At 74.4% G+C, this 17,836-nt stretch carries 19 protein-coding genes; 10 read left to right on the top strand and 9 right to left on the bottom strand.

Annotation, left to right across the window (positions count from 1 at the left end; all coding sequences use genetic code 11):
- Positions 1-22: 22 nt before the first annotated feature.
- Positions 23-826 (bottom strand): SAM-dependent methyltransferase, encoded by an 804-nt coding sequence (locus ACFVTF_RS25060; RefSeq protein ID WP_371522276.1) that lies wholly within the window; start codon positions 824-826, stop codon positions 23-25.
- 225 nt (positions 827-1,051) lie between these two features.
- Between ACFVTF_RS25060 and ACFVTF_RS25055 the strand changes: the two genes are divergently transcribed.
- Together ACFVTF_RS25055 and ACFVTF_RS25050 are read left to right on the top strand one after the other, a co-directional pair.
- The gene (locus ACFVTF_RS25055) at positions 1,052-1,726 is read left to right on the top strand and encodes an RNA polymerase sigma factor (protein ID WP_387816651.1); all 675 of its coding nucleotides are present in this window, start codon (positions 1,052-1,054) and stop codon (positions 1,724-1,726) included.
- Positions 1,727-1,884: 158 nt separating this feature from the next.
- Positions 1,885-2,532 (top strand): hypothetical protein, encoded by a 648-nt coding sequence (locus ACFVTF_RS25050; protein ID WP_387816649.1) that lies wholly within the window; start codon positions 1,885-1,887, stop codon positions 2,530-2,532.
- Positions 2,533-2,562: 30 nt separating this feature from the next.
- Here the strand turns inward: ACFVTF_RS25050 and ACFVTF_RS25045 are convergent, their stop codons facing one another.
- From ACFVTF_RS25045 to ACFVTF_RS25030, 4 genes are all read right to left on the bottom strand, one after another.
- Positions 2,563-4,305, bottom strand: a complete 1,743-nt coding sequence (locus ACFVTF_RS25045; protein WP_387816647.1) for a condensation domain-containing protein — start codon at positions 4,303-4,305, stop codon at positions 2,563-2,565.
- A gap of 159 nt (positions 4,306-4,464) precedes the next feature.
- Positions 4,465-5,244, bottom strand: coding sequence for a hypothetical protein (locus tag ACFVTF_RS25040; protein ID WP_387816646.1), 780 nt, complete (start codon positions 5,242-5,244; stop codon positions 4,465-4,467).
- A 4-nt stretch (positions 5,245-5,248) separates the two neighbouring features.
- Positions 5,249-5,539 (bottom strand): phosphopantetheine-binding protein, encoded by a 291-nt coding sequence (locus ACFVTF_RS25035; protein WP_079136143.1) that lies wholly within the window; start codon positions 5,537-5,539, stop codon positions 5,249-5,251.
- 69 nt (positions 5,540-5,608) lie between these two features.
- Positions 5,609-6,541, bottom strand: a complete 933-nt coding sequence (locus tag ACFVTF_RS25030; protein WP_387816644.1) for a 3-oxoacyl-[acyl-carrier-protein] synthase III C-terminal domain-containing protein — start codon at positions 6,539-6,541, stop codon at positions 5,609-5,611.
- Between the two features lie 144 nt (positions 6,542-6,685).
- Between ACFVTF_RS25030 and ACFVTF_RS25025 the strand changes: the two genes are divergently transcribed.
- From ACFVTF_RS25025 to ACFVTF_RS25010, 4 genes are all read left to right on the top strand, one after another.
- Complete coding sequence (locus tag ACFVTF_RS25025) at positions 6,686-7,009, top strand: hypothetical protein (RefSeq protein ID WP_387816642.1); 324 nt, start codon at positions 6,686-6,688, stop codon at positions 7,007-7,009.
- A complete protein-coding gene (locus ACFVTF_RS25020; protein WP_387816640.1) occupies positions 7,006-8,199 on the top strand; it encodes a glycosyltransferase in 1,194 nt (397 codons plus the stop codon). Before ACFVTF_RS25025 ends, ACFVTF_RS25020 begins: the two co-directional genes overlap by 4 nt.
- Positions 8,200-8,345: 146 nt before the next feature.
- Entirely contained in the window at positions 8,346-9,320 is a 975-nt protein-coding gene (locus ACFVTF_RS25015; RefSeq protein ID WP_387816638.1) for an ATP-binding cassette domain-containing protein, read from the top strand.
- A 22-nt stretch (positions 9,321-9,342) separates the two neighbouring features.
- A complete protein-coding gene (locus ACFVTF_RS25010) occupies positions 9,343-10,107 on the top strand; it encodes an ABC transporter permease (RefSeq protein WP_387816637.1) in 765 nt (254 codons plus the stop codon).
- An 84-nt stretch (positions 10,108-10,191) separates the two neighbouring features.
- Here the strand turns inward: ACFVTF_RS25010 and ACFVTF_RS25005 are convergent, their stop codons facing one another.
- The 4 genes from ACFVTF_RS25005 to ACFVTF_RS24990 all read right to left on the bottom strand — a co-directional run bounded on the left by ACFVTF_RS25005 (position 10,192) and on the right by ACFVTF_RS24990 (position 14,458).
- On the bottom strand, positions 10,192-11,490 hold the full coding sequence (locus ACFVTF_RS25005) for a PLP-dependent aminotransferase family protein (RefSeq protein ID WP_387816636.1): 1,299 nt from the start codon (positions 11,488-11,490) through the stop codon (positions 10,192-10,194).
- Complete coding sequence (locus tag ACFVTF_RS25000; protein ID WP_387816634.1) at positions 11,487-12,422, bottom strand: alpha/beta hydrolase; 936 nt, start codon at positions 12,420-12,422, stop codon at positions 11,487-11,489. Before ACFVTF_RS25000 ends, ACFVTF_RS25005 begins: the two co-directional genes overlap by 4 nt.
- A 97-nt stretch (positions 12,423-12,519) precedes the next feature.
- Positions 12,520-13,314, bottom strand: a complete 795-nt coding sequence (locus ACFVTF_RS24995) for a class I SAM-dependent methyltransferase (protein ID WP_387816632.1) — start codon at positions 13,312-13,314, stop codon at positions 12,520-12,522.
- Between the two features lie 49 nt (positions 13,315-13,363).
- Positions 13,364-14,458, bottom strand: a complete 1,095-nt coding sequence (locus tag ACFVTF_RS24990; RefSeq protein ID WP_387816630.1) for an alpha-hydroxy acid oxidase — start codon at positions 14,456-14,458, stop codon at positions 13,364-13,366.
- Between the two features lie 180 nt (positions 14,459-14,638).
- Between ACFVTF_RS24990 and ACFVTF_RS24985 the strand changes: the two genes are divergently transcribed.
- The 4 genes from ACFVTF_RS24985 to ACFVTF_RS24970 are packed head-to-tail and all read left to right on the top strand — an operon-like array spanning position 14,639 to position 17,792.
- On the top strand, positions 14,639-16,075 hold the full coding sequence (locus ACFVTF_RS24985; RefSeq protein WP_387816628.1) for a class I adenylate-forming enzyme family protein: 1,437 nt from the start codon (positions 14,639-14,641) through the stop codon (positions 16,073-16,075).
- A 33-nt stretch (positions 16,076-16,108) separates the two neighbouring features.
- The gene (locus tag ACFVTF_RS24980) at positions 16,109-16,396 is read left to right on the top strand and encodes a phosphopantetheine-binding protein (protein WP_387816626.1); all 288 of its coding nucleotides are present in this window, start codon (positions 16,109-16,111) and stop codon (positions 16,394-16,396) included.
- Positions 16,393-16,647, top strand: coding sequence for an acyl carrier protein (locus tag ACFVTF_RS24975; protein ID WP_371522244.1), 255 nt, complete (start codon positions 16,393-16,395; stop codon positions 16,645-16,647). The genes ACFVTF_RS24980 and ACFVTF_RS24975 overlap by 4 nt, the downstream gene beginning before the upstream one ends.
- A complete protein-coding gene (locus ACFVTF_RS24970) occupies positions 16,644-17,792 on the top strand; it encodes a beta-ketoacyl synthase N-terminal-like domain-containing protein (protein WP_387816624.1) in 1,149 nt (382 codons plus the stop codon). Before ACFVTF_RS24975 ends, ACFVTF_RS24970 begins: the two co-directional genes overlap by 4 nt.
- The last annotated feature ends 44 nt before the right edge of the window (positions 17,793-17,836 follow it).

Here is a 17,836-nt window from a genome sequence, read left to right as displayed (position 1 = left end):
GGACGGGTCAGGGCGGGCGGGGTCAGGGCTTGAGCGCCACGGCCGCGTAGGCGGCGGCCTCGGGGGCGGTGGCCGGCGGGTCCGCGGGGGTGGGCCGCCAGTGGGGGGTGGGGACGGTGCCGGGCGCGATGAGGCTCCAGCCGTCGAAGAAGCGGGTGAACTCGGGGAGCGTTCGGGCCTGGGCGGCGGTGCCGGCGGATTCGTAGATCCGGACCAGGCCGGCGATCTCGGCCGGGGCGAAGTCGGGGGTGACGTGGGTCATCACCAGGGCGCTGCCGGGGGCGAGGGCCGCTTTGAGGTGCTCGACGAGCTCGTGGGCGCCGCGGGTGTCGGGGACGAAGTGCAGGAGGGCGTTGAGGGAGAGCGCGACGGGCCGGGTGAGGTCGATGGTGTCGCGCAGGCCGGGCGAGGCGAGCAGGCGGGCGGGGTCGGTGACGTCGGCCTCGACGTAGGCGGTGCGGCCTTCGGGGGTGCCGGTGAGCAGGGCCTGGGCGTGCGAGAGCACGATCGGGTCGTTGTCGGCGTAGACGACGCGGGCGCACGGGTCGACGCTCTGGGCGACCTCGTGGAGGTTGGGCGGGGTGGGGATGCCGGTGCCGATGTCGAGGAACTGGTCGATGCCGGCCCGGGCGAGGGCGCGGGTGGAGCGGTGGACGAAGGACCGGTTGGCGCGGGCGGCGACGCGCAGCCAGGGTGCGACCGCGAGGGCGTGCCCGGCGGCCTCGCGGTCGGCGGCGAAGTTGGTGAAACCGCCCAGGTAGTAGTCGTACATCCGGGCCGAGTGCGGCATGTTGAGCCGCAGGTCGACTCCGTCGTAGAGGCTCATCGCGTTCCCCCTTGGCGTCGCGGACACCTGTCGATTGGTGCCCACCGTATCCGGAGGCCGAGCGCGGACCCGCCGCGCTCCAACCGGTCGGCCGATCCCATGGGATGACGATCTGTATTCGGGATGCGGCCTGGAGTGACGAGCCGGATGGACTGAGGATGGGCGCAGACAGCCCGAACCTCAGGTGGCCCGGCGACCTGCCGGCGGCCACGGAAAGCAGGCTCGATGACGATCGACAGGGGCGCCCCCGTGCGCGGGTACCGGGGAGGGCCGACGCTGGAGCGCGCCGACGGCGCGGAGTCGGACCGGGAGGCCGGTGGCGACCTCGGCCTGCGGCTGGACCTCACCTACGCGTCGTTCTGCGAGACCCATGAACCCGCTTGGCACGCTCTCGCGTTGACCAGGATAGGCGGCCAGGCGGACGCCGCTCTGGTGGTCGAGGCCGTGAAGGCGGACCTGGCCCGCTGCTGGCCCCAGGTGCTGCGGTTCGAGGAGCCGGCCGCGTACGCCTGGCGGTTGGCGAACCGGCACGTCTCGGACTGGATGTCCGCCGAGGAACCGGTGGCGGTGGAGGCCGTCACCTTCGCCGCGGTGATCGGCGCGTTCAAGCAGGTCGCGAACGGGCTGCTGCACAGCGAGGCGGACGAGGTGCGGCTGTACGCGGCGATCCTCGAACTCCCGGACCGGCAACGGGATGTGATCATCCTGCGGTACCTGCTGGGCCTGCACGTCAAGGTGATCGCGGCCTACCTGGGGCGGCCGGTGGCGACGGTGCACTCCAACCTGCGGCACGCGCGGGAGCGGCTGGCGCGCCGGCTCGGCGTGGGCGAACTGCCCGACCGCTCGGGCGAACCGGCCGACCGGGCGGGTGAACTGCCGGACCACGCGGGTCAGCTGTGACACCCGGGCCGGAGGCGGACCCGCCCGACGGGGCGGTCGCGAGCGGCGAGGCGGGCACGGGCGGCGAGGCGGGCACGGGTGACAGGACGGGTACGGGCGGCGGAGCGGGCACGAGCGGCGGGGCGGGTGCGAGCGGCGGGGGGCGTGCGGTGGTCCACGTGCCCCGGCCTGAGCGCGCGCACGCCGAGCGCATCGCAGCACTGCGCCAGGCCCGGCTCACGGCCGCGCCGACACACCTGCCGTCGGAGTTCGAGCAGGCCGCCTTCGAACTGGGCCTGGTGGTGGCCCTGGTACTGGGCGCGCCGGACGCCTCCCGGGGGCTCGACCTCCTGGTGAACGCCCGCCGGATCCAGCCCGAGGGCGCGGAGGTGTTCGCCGCGCTGCTCTACGCGACCGGGCGGGAGGAGGGCGCCGAGTTCTGGTGGCGCTTCGCCGCCGGATCGGGCTGCGGCACGGCGGCGTACTGCCTGCACCTGCACCATCTGAAGCTCGGCGAGAACGACGACGCCGACTACTGGCGGGCCTGGTCGGACCAGCTGGCGGCGACCGGACGCCCCTCCGGGCCGATGCCCTTGCGGATGACCAGGCCGCTGCTGCCGGACGACGTGCGGCGCGACATCCTGTCCCGGGTCCACCACGGCCTGGCGCCGCAACTGCCGCCGCGGCTGGTCGCGGTGATCGACCGGCTGCCGTTGCAGGGTGACGAGGACGAGGAGGAGGTGCCGAGCCCGTGGGGGCTCACCTCGTGGGCGACCTCGGCGTGTTCCTGGGACGTCCGGTGGGACGGCGAGGACCCGTTGGAGTGAGTCCGCCCGCGCCTGCCCGCGCTCCCCCGTTCAGGTGAGCACCGCCTGCCGGGCGGCGATGTCCGGGTCGCGGCCGCCGCCGGAGGTGACGGCCTCCGCCCCGGGGCCGGTGTGCCGGACGACGTAGCGGTGCGGCGCCATCGCCGTGTCGCGACCGGGCAGTGCGGCGACCACCGCGTGGTGGGCGGCGGCCGGGGTGAGTTCGCGGTCCGCACTGGTCAGCCTGGCGGTCAGCCTGCCCTCGTCCAGCGCCAGTTCGATCTCCGCCCGCGTGCCGAGGGCGGCCTCCAGCAGGGCGCGGACGGCGGCCAGGTCGATCCAGGAGCCGTCGACCAGGCGCCACTCCCCGCCCCGGTCGGGGGTCGGCACGCCGTCGACGCCGGGCAGGGCGTCGAGCGGCACGGGCCCGCGGGCGGCGGCGGCCAGGACGGCGAGCAGTGCCCGCGCGAACCGGTCGGTCTCGTCCGGGTCCAGCACCTGCGGGCAGCTGATCAGGGCGAAGTCGAGGCTGCCGCTGATCCGCAGGATGGTGAACATCAGCCGGACCGGCAGCTGTGGGGCGGGCAGCCGGGTCAGTTCGGGGTCGGCGGCCGCGGCGGGTCGGGCGTCGGCGACGGCGGCGGGGATGGTCAGGCTCAGGTCGTTGACCACGACGTGGCGGGGGAAGCGGCTGCCGCGCAGGTGGGCGCAGTCCTCGATGAGCCGCCAGACCTGTTCGGCGTCCAGGGTGCTGTGCCAGTAGGCGCTCAGCGAGGCCGCCTTGGCCCGGCCGATCAGCTGGTCGAGGTCGGCGGTCCCGGTGTCGAGCAGGATCAGGGCGTCCTGCGCCAGGGTGCCGACGTGGTCGACCAGGGCGGCGCGCTGGCGGTTCGCGGAGAGCGCCGAGAGCGCCAGCCCGGTGCGGCCGGACCGGTGCGCGACGAGCGCGGCGAAGGCGGCGAGCAGGACGACGGACGGGCTCGCGCCGGTGCGGCGGCAGGCGGCGGCGAGGTCCTCGGCGGCGGTGCGGGAGCGGACCAGGACGGCGGAGAGGTCGCGCGGGGGGCCGGTGATCCGCGCGTCGGCGAACACCACCTGCGGGCCGGTGGCGAGGCTGCGGGCCCAGTACCGCAGGGCGGCGGCCGACTTGCGGCGGCCCTGCGCGCTCCGTTCCGCGTCCGCGATCCGCAGCGGGGTCGGGGCGGTGACCGGCGGGAGGTCCTTGCCGGCGGCGAGGTCCAGCCAGTCCTGGATCAACAGCACGGTGGCGGCGCCGTCGGCCCCCGCGTGGCAGACCACCACGACCAGCCGCAGCAGTCGCTCGCCGTCCGCGACGAGGGTGAAGCGCAGCCGCGGGGCGGCCGCCAGGTCGAACGGAACGGCGACGTCGATCCGACCCAACTCCGCTGCGAGCGCGTCCAGTTGGGTGTCGCTGCGGTCGCCCGCCTCGATCACGGTGACGGTGAACCGGCCTTCCGGGTGCACCACCTGGCGCTCCGGGAAGCCGTCCGCACCGGGGCCGGCCGGGAAGGAGGTGCGCAGCGACTCGTGCCGTTCGACGAGCCGGCGCAGGGCGGCCAGCCCGGCCGACACCGAGGTGCCGTCCGGGACGGGCCAGAGCGCATCCTTGTTGATCTGCTCGGGGGCGTCGCGCCCGATGCACCGGATCATGTTGTCCTGGCCGAGCGTGAGCGGCCCCGAATCGACAGCCGAACCCTCCGCCGAGTCGTCGGCCGAGGCCGCGTACCGGACCTCGATCCGCCTACTGGTCTGTGTCTCGCCGTACGGGGTCACGTCGCACGCGCCTTTCGGCTCGCCGGGGAAGGGTTCAGCGGGAGTGCGATCGGGACGCTACCAGCGACCTCGCGCACTGGTCCATACCAATCGTTTACCAAACCAGCAGTTCGTCAATTCTCTTGCGAGACAGGAGAGTTGGCATGAACCGAACCATGGCTACGGAAGGGTCAACGTGCTCAGCACGCCGAGCCTGCGGTCCAGGTCGGCGACCAGGACGGGGCGCCCCTGCGCCCGCCAGGCGGGCAGCTGTTCGGCGAGCTCCGCCCAGGCCCCGGTGAACGGCTGGGCCGCCGAGTCCTCGGCACCGGCCAGCCCGGGGCCGAGCACGAGCGCCGGGTCGGGCCCCAGTTCGGCGGCCCGCGCCCGGACCGCCGCATCCGACAGCTCGGCACCGGGCGCCTGGTGGACGGCCATGTCAGGCCCGGGGGCCTCCTCGCAGACCAGCACCACCACGCCGTGCCGCTCCGGCAGCACCACCGGCGCGGCCGGCTCGTGGTGCAGCGCCGTCTGCTCGGCGAGCACCACGACCGCCCGGCGGCAGGATCCGGTGCGGTGGTAGTCGACCGCGAGGCGCAGCGCGGTGAAGGCCGCGGCGACGCCCTGGTCGCAGACCGCGAAGGCGAGCGGCGTGCCCGGACAGGACCGGCTGAGCGCCAGCGAGGACGGCGCGCCCGGTCGGACGTCCGGGGTGTCGAAGGCCAGGATCAGCAGGTCGACGGGCTCGTCCTCGCCGAGCGCCTCGCGCAGCAGGTCGGCGGCCAGCTCCTCGTAGGAGTGGCCGACGCCCTCGCCCAGAAGGTCCTCGCGCAGCGGCAGGCCGTAGGGGCGGACGAGGTCGGAGACGAACACCCGCAGGTCCGGGTGGAGCGAGGCCTCCGAGCGGCCGTCGAAGCGCCGCGCGAGCGCCCGGGTGATCCGCAGGCCGTGGTCGGCCACCCGGTCAGTCCTCGGGGATGACGTGTCCGGCGACGTAGTCGGCCAGCTTGGTGACCGAGCGCAGGTCGTCCTCGGTGATCTGCTCGACGTCCACCTGGATGTCGAGCGACTCCTCCAGCTCCAGGATGAGCTCGATGGTGCCGGCGGAGGTGAGGCCGAGGTCGTCGAAGAGGCAGGCGTTCTCGGGGATCTCGGGCAGTTCGCGCTTGAGGACGCGGGGCAGCAGCTCGCCGATGCCGGTGCGGATCCGCTCGCGCAGCTCGGGGTCAGTGGTCTGGACCACAGGTTCTGACATGGGTGTCCCGTCCCGTCGTACGTGGGAGAGTGGTCTGGCGTGGGAAGGATGGACGAAGCCGACGCTTCGTCAGCAGCGGACCGCCATCGCGGAGAAGGTGGCTCCGACACCGGCGGCGGCGATCAGGTAGTGGTCGCCGCGGCGCAGCAGCCCCCGCGTGGTGGCGGTGTGAAGGTTGATGAGGCTGTCCGCAGCGAAACTGTGCCCCACCGACAGCACGTTGTCCAGCACCACCTTGTCGAGCGGATAGCCGATCCGGCGCGCGATCATCCGCCACGACGCCTGGTTGACGTTGTGCGGAAGCACCGCGGCCAGGTCGGAGAGGTCCAGACCGGCCTCGTCCAGGGCGGACTCGATCGCCTCCACCATCACGTTGGGGTACTCGCGCTGGTAGCGGGCCAGGAGGTCCGCGTCCTCGGCCAGCCGGCCGTCGAACTCCGGGCGCTGGCGCACCGCGAAGGAGAGCACCCGGTGGCGCTCGCCGTCGGCGCTCACCAGGCAGGCGGCCGCGCCCTCGGCGAAGATACCGGTCTCGGGCACCACCTGGGCGTCCTTGGTGAAGGTCTTCTCGCCCGCCAGGACGAGCGCCAGCGCCCGCGGGTCGGGCTCGGCGGCGAGCAGCCGGCCGGCCAGGTCGATGGCCAGCAGGCCCACCGCGCACGCGTGGTGGGTCACCGTGAAGGCGTTGGCGTGCGCGAGGCCGCGCGGGGCGAGCAGGTCGTGCAACGGGTTGAGCGGGTAGGGCACCGCCACCGGCATGCTGCGCGCGTGGATCACGAAGCGGACGTCCCGTTCGCGTCCGCGCAGCTCAGGCAGGTTGTCGAGGGCGGAGTCAAGCAGGTCGGGCAGCGTCCCGGACGGGTCCAGACGGAGCTGGTCCAGTCCGTGGAAGCGGCGGAAGAGTCGAAGTTGACGTGGGGTCAGGCCGATCCGCTCACCAACCGCCTCGATGGGCACGGCGTGCGGGGGGAGGTGAACGGCCACTGCCTCCAGTGCTGTCACGCGGGCTAGTATTCCGACGCCCGCCGGGTCGCACAAGTGATCTCGGGCCCCTTCACCATCGCGTTCGTCTCCGAGGCCGCCGAATCCGCCTGCGGGGCCGACGCGTTCACCCCCGCGCCGTCGAACAGGTGGGAGACCCCTTCGATGTCCGATGCCATTTCTCACACGTCGTCCGACCGTGAACCACACCACCCCGTCGCGCCGTTGCACCCCGAGCTGGTCGCGCTGCTGGTCGAGGCCGCCGGGGCGCCGCCCGGCTGGGCCGACCGGCTGACCCCGGACGCCCGGCTGGACGGCGACCTGCTGCTCGACGAGGGCGAACTGGCCGCGCTCGCCGGGCACCTGCGCGAACGCTTCGGCCCGGCGGCCGACCTGGCCCGGCTGCGCGCCGGGCTGGACCTGGCCGCCCTGGAAGCGCTGACCGTCGCCGACCTGCAGAAACTGATCCCCGAGGAGGGTTCGCGATGACCCGGTTCCTGCTGGTGATGCCCCCGTTGACCGGGCACGTCAATCCCGCGGCGGGCATCGCCGCCGAGTTGACCGCGCGCGGACACGACGTCGCCTGGACCGGCACCGAGTCGGTGCTGCGCCCGCTGCTCGGCCCCCAGGCGCAGGTGCTCGGCACCGGCACCCGGGCGTTCCGGGCGCAGGGCGGGCACGGGCTCGCCGCGCTGCGTTCGCTCTGGGAGGGCTTCATCGTCCCGTACGCGCGGTTCACCGCGAAGCCGCTGGACGCGATCGTGCGGGAGTTCCGTCCGGACGTCCTGCTCGTCGACCAGCACACCCCGGCGGGCGCGCTGGCCGCCCACCGGCACGGCCTGCCGTGGGCGAGCTTCGCGCCGGGGGCGATGGAACTGGGCCGCCCGTACCGGGCACTGCCGCAGGTGGAAGCCTGGATGACCGGCCTGCTGCGCGGGTTGTGGGAGCGCGCCCGGCTGCCCGCGCAGGAGTACGTGGACCCGCGTTTCTCCCCCGCCCTGGTGCTGGCGACCACCGGCCCCGCGCTGACCGGTGACGACGCGCCGCCCCCGCACCACGCGCTGGTCGGGCCGGTCCACTCCGTCCGGCCGGCCGATCCGGACTTCCCGTGGGAGCGGCTGCTGCCCGGGCGCCGGCGGGTGCTGGTCAGCATGGGCACGCTGGCCGGGGAGCTGGGCGCGGACTTCCACGCGCGGGCCGCCCGGGCGCTGGAGCTGTGCGGCGGCGACGTGCAGCCGGTGTTCGCCGCCCCGCGCGAGCTGCTGCCCGAACTGCCGCCGCAGGCCCTCGCGGTGGACCGGGCGCCGGTGCTGGAGCTGATGGCGCGCGGCGCGCTGGACGCGGTGCTGTGCCACGGCGGGATGAACACCGTCGGCGAGGCCCTGACGCACGGCCTGCCGCTGGTCACCGCACCGATCCGGCACGACCAGCCCTTCGTCGCGGCGCAGGTGGCGGCGGCCGGGGCGGGGCTGCGGGTGCCGTTCGCCCGGGTGACGCCGGAGCGGCTGGCGCAGGCCCTGCGGACCGTCCTGGACACGGCCGACTACCGGCGCGGCGCGGTTCGGGTCGGCGAGGCGCTGCGCGCGGGCGGCGGGGCGGCCACGGCCGCGGATCGGCTGGAGGCCCTGGCGGCCCGAGCCGGGCAGGACTTCCGGCAGCCGCTGCCGGGGATCCTGTAGCAGACCGGAAGATCGACGTCCATTGGTCTAGGCCATTGTCTCCGGGCCGGAGTTCGGCCTAGGGTGGCGCCCAGCACCGCCTTCGCAGGTGCCGAGCACCGCCTTCCCAGGTGCCGTGGCAGCCCATCCCAGCACGGGAGTTCCGGTTGATCGAGACCACGGGACTGCGCAAGTCCTACCGCAAGAAGACCTCCCGCAAGAGCGGCGAGAACCCCACCGTCGACGCTGTGCGCGGCATCGACCTGTCCGTCGACGCGGGCGAGATCTACGGTTTCCTCGGGCCCAACGGCGCCGGGAAGACCACCACCCTGCGCATGCTGGCCACCCTGATCCGCCCGGACGGCGGTCAGGCCAGCATCGCCGGGGCCGACCTCTTCACCGACCCGGCCGGTGTACGCCGCCGGATCGGCTACGTCGCCCAGGGCGGCGGCACCACCGACACCGTCAGCGCCCGCGAGGAGCTGGTGCTCCAGGCCCGGATGTACGGCGCCGCCAAGGCGCAGGCCGTCCAGGCCGCCGAGGGCGCGCTCAAGGCCTTCGACCTGGCCGAGTTCGGCGACCGCCCGTGCGCCACCTACTCCGGCGGCCAGCGCCGCCGGGTGGACATCGCACTCGGCGTCATCCACGAGCCCCGGGTGCTGTTCCTGGACGAGCCCACGGTCGGGCTGGACCCGGCCAGCCGGGCGTACGTGTGGGAGGAGATCCGCCGGCTGCGCACCGAGGGCATGACCGTCGTCGTCACCACGCACTACCTCGACGAGGCCGACGCCCTGTGCGACCGGGTCGCGATCGTCGACCACGGCCAGGTGGTGGCCGAGGGCACGCCCGAGGCGCTCAAGCGCGAGATCTCCGGTGACGTCGTGCTGCTCGAACTGGAGCCCGGAGAGGGCGTCGCCGAGCGGGCCGCCGAGGTGCTGCGCCCGCAGCCCTACCTGCACCGGCTGGAGTTCAGCGGGGAGGCCGGACTGCGGCTCTACCTGGAGGACGGCGCGGCGGCCATCCCGCAGCTGCTGCGCGCGCTGGACGGGGCGGGCGTGACACCCGGCACCGTCCAGCTCCAACGCCCCAGCCTGGACGACGTGTTCCTGGCCCGCACCGGCCGTTCGCTCCAGCAGTCCTGATCCGCCCACTCCTGGGGAAACCATGAAGCTCGCCCGCGACACCTGGCTGGTCTTCCAGCGCCAGGTGCTGCTGATGATCCGCACCCCGATCTGGATCGCCGTCGGGATCATCCAGCCCGTGTTCTACCTGCTGCTGTTCGCCCCGCTGCTGAAGACGCTGATCGTCCCCAACGGTGCCGGCAGCTACGCCGACACCTACCAGATGTACGTGCCGGGCCTGCTGGCGGTGCTGTGCATCTTCGGCGGGCTGTTCACCGGCTTCAGCCTGCTCGGCGAGCTGAGGGCCGGCATCATCGAGCGCTCCCGGGTGACGCCGGTGAGCCGGCTGGCGCTGCTGCTCGGGCGGGCGCTGCGGGAGATGGTGGCGCTGCTGGTGCAGGCCGTCCTGATCACCCTGATCGCGCTGCCGTTCGGGCTGCGGGTGAGCCCGCTGAACCTGCTGCTCGCCTACCTGCTGCTCGGGCTGCTGGCGCTGATGACCTCGGCGATCTCCTACGGCATCGCGCTGATGGTGCCGACGGACGCGGCGATGGCACCGGTGGTGAACACCATCGCGCAGCCGATCGCGCTGCTCTCGGGGGTGCTGCTGCCGCTCACCCTGGCTCCGCACTGGCTGCAGCAGACCGCCAAGTGGAACCCCTTCTACTGGGCGGTGGAGGGCATGCGCGCGCTGTTCTCCGGCCACCTCGGGGACAGTGCGGTGTGGCAGGGCCTGCTGGTCGTCGTGGTGATGACCGTGCTGTCGGTGTACTGGTCGGCCCGGCTGTTCTCCACCCGGGTGCGCTGAGACACGACGCACGAGAACGAGGCACATGCACGAGGAGGGGCCCGGCTCACGAGCCGGGCCCCTCCTGCTGTTCGCAACTGCCGCTCAGGAGGCGATGAACGCCGCCAACTTGGCCACGCCGTCGATGATCTGAGCCTGCGTCAGTGAGCTGATCGAGAGCCGCAGCCGGTGCTCCCCGCCGCCCGCCGGGTAGAACGGTGCCATCGGCGTCCACAGCACCCCGTACCCGCGGGCGCAGCGCTCCATCGCCGCGTCGTCGGCGGCGAACGGGACGGTCAGCACGGCGAAGAAGCCGCCCTCGGGCCGGTTCCAGGACACGCCCGAACGGCGCCGTTCGGAGGCCGGGAAGTGCCGGTCCAGCTCCCGCAGCAGGGTGTCCATACCGGCCGCGTAGTGGGCCGTGGCGGCGGCGTTGGCGGCGCGCAGCCGGCAGTCGTGGCGCAGCAGCATGCCGCCGATGACGGCCTGGCTGAGCGCGGGCGTGTTGACCGTCGTCATGCTCTTCAGCTTGGCCAGTTCGTCCGCCAGCAGGGTGCGCCGCCCGCCGGGGCCGGCCACCTCCTGGTCGGCCACGACGTAGCCGAGGCGGGCGCCGGGGAAGCAGGTCTTGGCGAAGGAGCCCAGGTAGACCACCTGGCGGCGGCGGTCGAGCGCCTTGAGCGTCGGCCGCTCCCCCGGGTCGCGGGCGAAGAAGCCGTACGGGTTGTCCTCGATGACGAGCAGGCCCTCCTCGGCGGCCGCCTCCAGCAGCCGGGTGCGGGCCTCGACGGGCATGCTGGTGCCCGAGGGGTTGGCGAAGTCCGGGACGACGTAGAGGGCGCGCGGGCGGCGGCCCTCGGCCCGCACCGCCCGGGCGGCGGCGCGCACGGCCTCCGGGTCGGGGCCGCCGGCCGGGCCCTCGGGGACGGGGAGGGTGGTCAGGTCGAGCAGCCGGGCGGCGCCGGTGACGCCGACGTAGCAGGGCGAGCTGACCAGCAGGACGTCGTCCGGGCCGGCGCACAGCGCGCGCAGGGTCAGCAGCATTCCCTCCTGGGCGCCGACCGTCAGCACCAGGGCCTCGGGCGCCACCGTCAGGCCCTCGTCGTTGGCGAGGGTGCGGGCGACCAGGTCGGCGATGATCCCCTTGGTGGGGCCGTACTGGAACAGCGCGGTGCGCATGGCGTCCCGGTCGAGGCCGCGGGCCGCCAGGTGGGCGAGGTAGGTGTCCAGGTAGGCGGGGACGTCCTCGGGTTCGAAGAAGCCCTCGTAGGGGCGGCCGGGGGCGAAGGAGACGGCGTCGGGGTAGCGGGTGGTGACCTCGTTGAGGAAGGTCATCGCGTCCAGCAGCGGGTCGGCGAGGCTGGCGTGCAGGTCGGCCAGGGGCAGCGGCTCGGGCGCGCTCACCGCAGGGCCTCGCGCAGCCGCTCGGCGGCGTAGCGCTGGGCGTCGGCGGCCGCGTCCAGGGTGCCGGTCATGGCGAAGAAGCCGTGCGGCATGCCCGCGTAGCGGCGGCTCTCCACCGGGACGCCGGCCGCGCGCAGCGCCTCGGCGTACTGCTCGCCCTCGTCGCGCAGCGGGTCGTACTCGGCGGTGATGACGGTCGCGGGCGGCAGTCCGGCCAGGTCGGGGGCGCGCAGCGGGGAGGCGTGCGGGTGGGCGCCGTCGGCGGGGTCGGCCAGGTAGTGGCCCCAGTACCAGGCCACCGAGCGGCGGTTGAAGAGCATCGGGTCGTCGTGCTCGCGCAGCGAGGGGGTGTCGGCGGCGTGGTCGGTGTTGGGGTAGACGAGCAGCTGGTGGCGCAGGGCCGGGCCGTTCTCGTCGCGGGCGATCAGGGTGAGGGCGGCGGTGAGGTTGCCGCCGGCGCTGTCGCCGCCGACGGCGAGCCGGCCCGGGTCGACGCCGAGTTCGCCGGCGTGTTCGGCGAGCCAGTACAGCGCGGCGCGGCAGTCCTGGACGGCCGCGGGGAAGGGGTGTTCGGGGGCGAGCCGGTAGCCGACGGAGGCGGTGACGCAGCCGGCCGCGTTGGTCAGCCGGCGGCAGACCGCGTCGCTGGTGTCCGGCGAGCCGAGGGCCCACCCGCCACCGAACAGGTAGAGCAGGGCCGGTAGTTGACGGCCGGGCGGCTCGGGGCGGTAGAGCCGCAGGGCGAGTTCGCCGCCCGGGCCGGGGATGCGGTGCTCCTCGACGGCGGCGACCGGCTCGGGGCTCCCGGCCGCGGCGCGGATGTCGGCGAGGTCGGCGGCGCGGGCCTCGGCCAGGGTGAGGGTGTAGAGCGGCGGCGCACCGCTGCTCGCGCGCCGGGCGCGCAGCGCCTCGGCCTGGGGGTGCAGGGGCATGGGTGGTCCCGTTCGGTACAGATCCGGTGCGGAGGCGTCGGCGGGCGGACTCTCAGGGTCCAGGGTCCAGGGTCTATGGGACGAAGGACCCGAGGGCCTAGCGGTCGGCTTCGACGTAGACGGTCTCGTCGGTGCGGAACGCGGTGTCGAGGTCGGCGACGTCGGGGCGGGCGCCCTGGCGGTAGGCGCAGTGGCGGATCCGCTCGGGTTCGAAGCCGGCGAGGGTGAGGACGTGGCGCAGCTCGTCCAGGTCGTAGATCCACTGGTGCCCGAAGTGGCGGAAGATCTGGTTGACCAGGAAGGCCGGGCGGGCGGGCATCGGCGGGCCGAAACCGAGGGTGGTGAGGCGGCGGCGGTGCTTGGCGAGGAAGCCGTCCCCGTTGGCGTAGCCGACCAGGTAGCGGGCGAGGTCCGGGGTGGTGAGGCGCAGCACGCCGCCGGGGCGCAGGACGCGGCGCACCTCACGCAGCCAGCCGACCGCGACCGGCATGGTGACGTGCTCGATCAGGTGCTCGGCGTAGACCCAGTCGACGCTGGCGTCGGCGAAGGGCAGCGGGCGGCCGATGTCGAGCTGGGTGAACCAGCGGTCGCCGTCGACCCGGTAGAGGGTGCCGGGTTCGGTGGCGGCGCCGGGGCTGCGCAGGGCGGTGAGGTCGGTGCCGAGTCCTTCCGGGTGGGCGGTCCGGAAGGCGGCGAACTCGATTCCGGTGAGGCCGAGTTCGCGGAATCCGGCGTGGTCGCGGGGCAGCCCGCCGGGGTGCGCTTCGAGCGTGTCGCAGGTGGCGACCTGCTCGCTGAAGGCGTCCAGGCGGGTGGCGAGGCCGTCAGGGTCGTCCCAGTCCCATCCGGGGAAGGGGTCGTTGCGTTCGGTCTCGGGGGTCGGTTCGGTCATCTGCTGTTCTCCATCCATTACGGACAACGTGGCGCGGGCGGTGCGCGGTTCAGCCGACCGGGCAGGGCCAGGGGGCGAGGGCCGTGCGGTCCAGGTCGGCGAGCCGGGGGCGGCCCAACAGGGCCATGGTGTGCTCCAGTTCGTCGCGCAGCAGGTCGAGGACGCGGTGCACGCCGGCCTCGCCCTCGGTGGCGAGGCCCCAGAACACCGGACGGCCGACCAGGACGGCGCGGGCGCCGAGGGCGAGCGCGACGGCGATGTCGGCGCCGGTGCGCACCCCGCCGTCGAGCAGCACGGGCAGGTCGGCGGGTACGGCGTCGACGACCTCGGGCAGTGCGGCCAGGGAGGGCAGTGCGCCGTCGAGTTGCCGCCCGCCGTGGTTGGAGACCACGACGGCGTCGGCGCCGTGCTCGGCGGCGAGCCGGGCGTCCTCGGCGGTCAGGATGCCCTTGAGGACCAGCGGCAGCCGGGTGCGGGCGCGCAGCCAGTCGAGGTCGGCCCAGGTCAGGGTGGGGTCGAACTGTTCGCGGGCGTGCTCGGCGATGCCCGAACCGCCGTCCGTAGCGCGGTGGCTGGCGGACATCAGGTCCTGGTCCAGGTTGACGGCCCGGACGGCGGGCGGGATCGCGAAGCCGTTGCGCAGGTCGCGCAGGCGGCGGCCGATCCTGGGGGCGTCCACGGTCAGGACGAGCGCGCGGTAGCCGGCCGCCTCGGCGCGTTCGACCAGCGCGGCGAGCGCGGCGCGTTCGCGCAGCCAGTACAGCTGGAGCCAGAGCGGGCCGGTGGCGGCGGCCGCGATCTCCTCCAGGGTGCGGCTGGCGAACATGCCGGCGACCAGCAGGGCCCCGGCGCGGCCGGCGGCGCGCGCGGTGGCGGTCTCGCCCTCCGGGTCGACCAGCCGGTGGTAGGCCATCGGGGCGATGCCGACCGGCAGGCCGAGCGGCGCGCCGAGCAGCGTGCGCCCGGGCGAGCAGTCGGAGACGTCGACCATCGTGCGCGGGCGCAGTGCATAGCGCGCGAACATTTCCCGGTTCGCCGCCACGGTGCGTTCCGTGCCGCTGCCACCCTCGATGAAGTCCCATATTTCCGGGGAAAGTTGCGCGCGCGCGGCACGCTCCATCCCGGCCAGCGTGAGTTCTCCCACGGGCGTCCTCGATTCCGGGCGGCCACGCGTGGACCAGCCCCGGTTCGGCAGCGTAGGAGCAACAACCACATTGGTATAGACCTTGATTTGACCAAACGTCTGTGCAATCGTCTGGCAACGGAATTGACCGTTTTGGTTGTGAACGGCGTTCATGTCAAATCCCCTCACTTGTGTGGAGCGGTGTTGACCGGCATTTCCCCCTCTTCACTTCCGCCTTCCTCACCGCCGCACGCCGACGCCCCGGACGCCTGGGTCGACCGGCTGTTGCTGGCCGGTCCCGGAGGCGAGGAGTGCCTGCATCTCGGCGGACCACTCGACCGGGACGCCCTGCGCGCCCTGGTCGACGAACAGGCCGCGCACCTCGCCGCGGCCGGACTCGGCCCCGGCGGCACCGCCGCGCTCCGGCTGCCGCCCTCGGTGGCGTTCGTCACGGTGCTGCTGGCGTGCTGGCGGCTCGGTGCCCAAGTGGCGCTGCTCGACCACCGGTTGACGGACCACGAGGTCGACGCGGCGGTGGCGCGGCTGGCCCCGCAGGTCCTGGTAGGCTCCGCCCACCGGCCTGCGGCGGCCCTGCGCGGCTTCTCCGAGGTCGAGCCGGTGGCCGTCCGGCTGCCGGAAGGCCGCCCGGCCGGCACCGGGCACGCGCTGATCCAGCTCAGCTCCGGGTCCACCGGCCCGGCCAAGGTCATCGCCCGCACGGCCTCCGACCTGCTCCGCGAACTCGACTGCTACCACAGGCTGGTGGAGTTCCCCGGCGAGGGCGAGCGGGTCGTCCTGCTGTCCTCCGTGGTGCACGTGCTCGGCCTGGTCGGCGGACTGCTCAACAGCCTGCACGCCCGGGTCGCGCTCACCGTGCCCGAGCGGATGACGGCGGCGGGCATCCTCGCCGCGGTCGCCGCCGGCGACCGGCCGACCACCGTCATCGGAGTGCCCTTCCACGCCGAACTGCTGGCCGGCGCCGTCACTCCCCCGGCACTGCCGGGGCTGCGGCGGATGATCGTGGCCGGCGAACTGGTCCGACCGGGCCTGCCCGCGCTGTTCGCCGACCGCTACGGCGTTCCGCTCGGCACCATGTACGGGATGACCGAGACCGGGGTCATCGCCACCGACCTGTCCGGCACGCTCCACCCGGCCAAGCAGCCCGTCCACGGGATGCGGCTGCGGCTGGTCGCGGGCGAGCTGCGGATCGGCGCGGAGTCCTCGCCCTACCCGGGGCTGGACGACCCGAACCGCTGGTCGGACGGCTGGCTGCACACCCGCGACGCGGCCGAACTCGACCCGGACAGCGGCCTGGTCACCGTCCTCGGCCGCCTGGACTCCCAGGTCTCGATCGGCGGCCTCAAGGTCGACCTCACCGAGGTCGAGCAGACGCTCACCGCGCTGCCCGAGGTCCGCGAGGCCGTCGTGGTCTTCGAGGACGGCGCGATCGAGGCCTACCTCGCCACCGAACCCGACGCCGACCTCGCCCTCGTCCAGGACGGTCTGGCCCACCGGCTCGCCGCCTACAAGCGGCCGCGCCGACTCGCCCTGCTGCCCCGACTCCCCCGTACCGCCACCGGAAAACTCCTGCGCGACCCGGCCGCCCTGCGCACCACCGCCACGGCCGCCGCGCTCTGATCCACCGCACGCACCCCGACAAGGAGCCACACCATGCAGGACCGCGTCCGCGAGTTCGTCCTCGCCTCGCTCACCGAGATGCAGTACGACGTCTCCGAGGTCACCGGGGACACCGACCTCGGCCCGGCCGGGCTGGACCTCGAATCGCTCGCGCTGGCCGAGCTGTCGGTGCAGGTCGAGGACGAGTTCGGGATCAAGTTCGACCTCGACGAGATGGAGACCACCGCGCTGATGACGCTCGACGAGTTCACCGCCGACGTCGTCAAGCGGATCGCCGCCGGCACCACCGCCGCCACGGCCACCGCCGGTAGCCCGGCGTGAGCGGCTCCGCCCTCCCCGACCGGGCCGAGGTCCGCGCGATGCTGGCGGCGTTCGGGCAGCGCGCCGCCGACACCGTGCCGGACGACCTCGGATCGCTCGAACTCACCTGGCTCATAGCCGAGTTCGAGCAGCGCTACGGCATCCAGGTGGACCTCGACGACGACCGCTTCGGCGCCGTCCGGACGGTCGACGACGCCACCGAACTGCTGCGCTCGGCCGTCCTGGCCGACCGTGTGGGCGCCCGGCCATGACCACCGGCGCGCCCTCCGCGCACCGGCCGCGCGGCCGGCCGGTGGTCACCGGGCTCGGCGTGCTCAGCGCCGCCGGGCGCGGACTCGGCCCGCTGACCGAGGCCGCCGCCCACGGCAAGACCGCCTTCGGCCCCGTCACCCGCTTCGACGTGAGCGCCCGCCGCACCACCCGGGCCGCCCTGCTGCCCGACGACGTGCCGCTCGCACACACCTTCCCGCTGGCCCGCGCGGTGCTCGACGCCGTCGGCCAGGCCTGCCGCCAGGCCGGACTGACCGCCGCCGACGGCGCGGACACGCCCGTCCTGCTCGCCCTGCACAGCGACGAACGGACCAGGGGCACCGCCGACGCGGTGGCCGCCGGCGTCCGCGCCGCCTGGGGCACCGCGGGCGTGACCCGGGTGTACACCGGCGCCTGCGTGGCAGCCGCGACCGCCGTCGCGGACGCCGCGGCGCTGGTCGCCGCCGGGCGGCACGAACGGGTCCTGGTCGCGGCCGGGCACCTGGTCGAGCCGGGCGTGTTCGCCGTCTTCGACGCCGGCCGCGCGCTGGCCCGGGACGGCGAGCTGCGCCCGTTCAGCACCGGCCGCACGGGCACCCTGCTCGGCGACGCGGCCGCGGCCGTACTGGTCGAGGCCGCCCCGGCCGCCGAACGGCGCGGCGCCACCGCCCTCGCCCGGCTGGCCGGCTGGGGCCGGGCCGGGGACGCCCACCACGTGTGCCGCCCCGAACCGGACGGCGCCGGAGTCGCCCGGGCCGTCGAGGCCGCGCTCACCCGCGCCGGCGTCGCCCCGGCCGAGGTCGGCTACGTCAACGCCAACGGCACCGGCTCCACCCTCGCCGACCAGGCCGAGGCGAGCGCGCTGCGCCGGGTCTTCGGCGCGCACACCGCCGAACTCCCGGTCAGCTCCAGCAAATCCGTCCACGGGCACGCCCTGGAGGCCTCCGCTCTGCTCGAACTCGCCGTCACCATCGGCGCGTTGGGCACCGGACTGCTCCCGGTCAACGCAGGCTGGCTCGGCCCGGACCCGGACATCGGCCTCGACCTCGTCCTGGACGGCCCCCGCGCCGCCCGCCCCCGCTACGCACTCAGCCTCAACTCCGCCTTCGGCGGCGCCAACACCGCCCTGCTGGTGGCCCCCGCATGACCGGCCACCAGCCACCGCCCGCCGTCCGACGGCGCCGACCCCGT

The sequence above is a fragment of the Kitasatospora sp. NPDC057940 genome (assembly GCF_042887425.1).
GTDB lineage: Bacteria > Actinomycetota > Actinomycetes > Streptomycetales > Streptomycetaceae > Kitasatospora.
Note: the sequence above shows the minus strand (reverse complement) of the source record. Positions and strands in the feature narration are given on the sequence as shown.

Coding starts and splice junctions, on each gene's coding strand:
- ACFVTF_RS25000 (WP_387816634.1), bottom strand. CDS start 12,422: ATGCCCCTGCACCCCCAGGCCGAGGCGCTGCGCGCCCGGCGCGCGAGC.
- ACFVTF_RS25055 (WP_387816651.1), top strand. CDS start 1,052: ATGACGATCGACAGGGGCGCCCCCGTGCGCGGGTACCGGGGAGGGCCG.
- ACFVTF_RS24970 (WP_387816624.1), top strand. CDS start 16,644: ATGACCACCGGCGCGCCCTCCGCGCACCGGCCGCGCGGCCGGCCGGTG.
- ACFVTF_RS25010 (WP_387816637.1), top strand. CDS start 9,343: ATGAAGCTCGCCCGCGACACCTGGCTGGTCTTCCAGCGCCAGGTGCTG.
- ACFVTF_RS24995 (WP_387816632.1), bottom strand. CDS start 13,314: ATGACCGAACCGACCCCCGAGACCGAACGCAACGACCCCTTCCCCGGA.
- ACFVTF_RS24980 (WP_387816626.1), top strand. CDS start 16,109: ATGCAGGACCGCGTCCGCGAGTTCGTCCTCGCCTCGCTCACCGAGATG.
- ACFVTF_RS25060 (WP_371522276.1), bottom strand. CDS start 826: ATGAGCCTCTACGACGGAGTCGACCTGCGGCTCAACATGCCGCACTCG.
- ACFVTF_RS25035 (WP_079136143.1), bottom strand. CDS start 5,539: ATGTCAGAACCTGTGGTCCAGACCACTGACCCCGAGCTGCGCGAGCGG.
- ACFVTF_RS25020 (WP_387816640.1), top strand. CDS start 7,006: ATGACCCGGTTCCTGCTGGTGATGCCCCCGTTGACCGGGCACGTCAAT.
- ACFVTF_RS25025 (WP_387816642.1), top strand. CDS start 6,686: ATGTCCGATGCCATTTCTCACACGTCGTCCGACCGTGAACCACACCAC.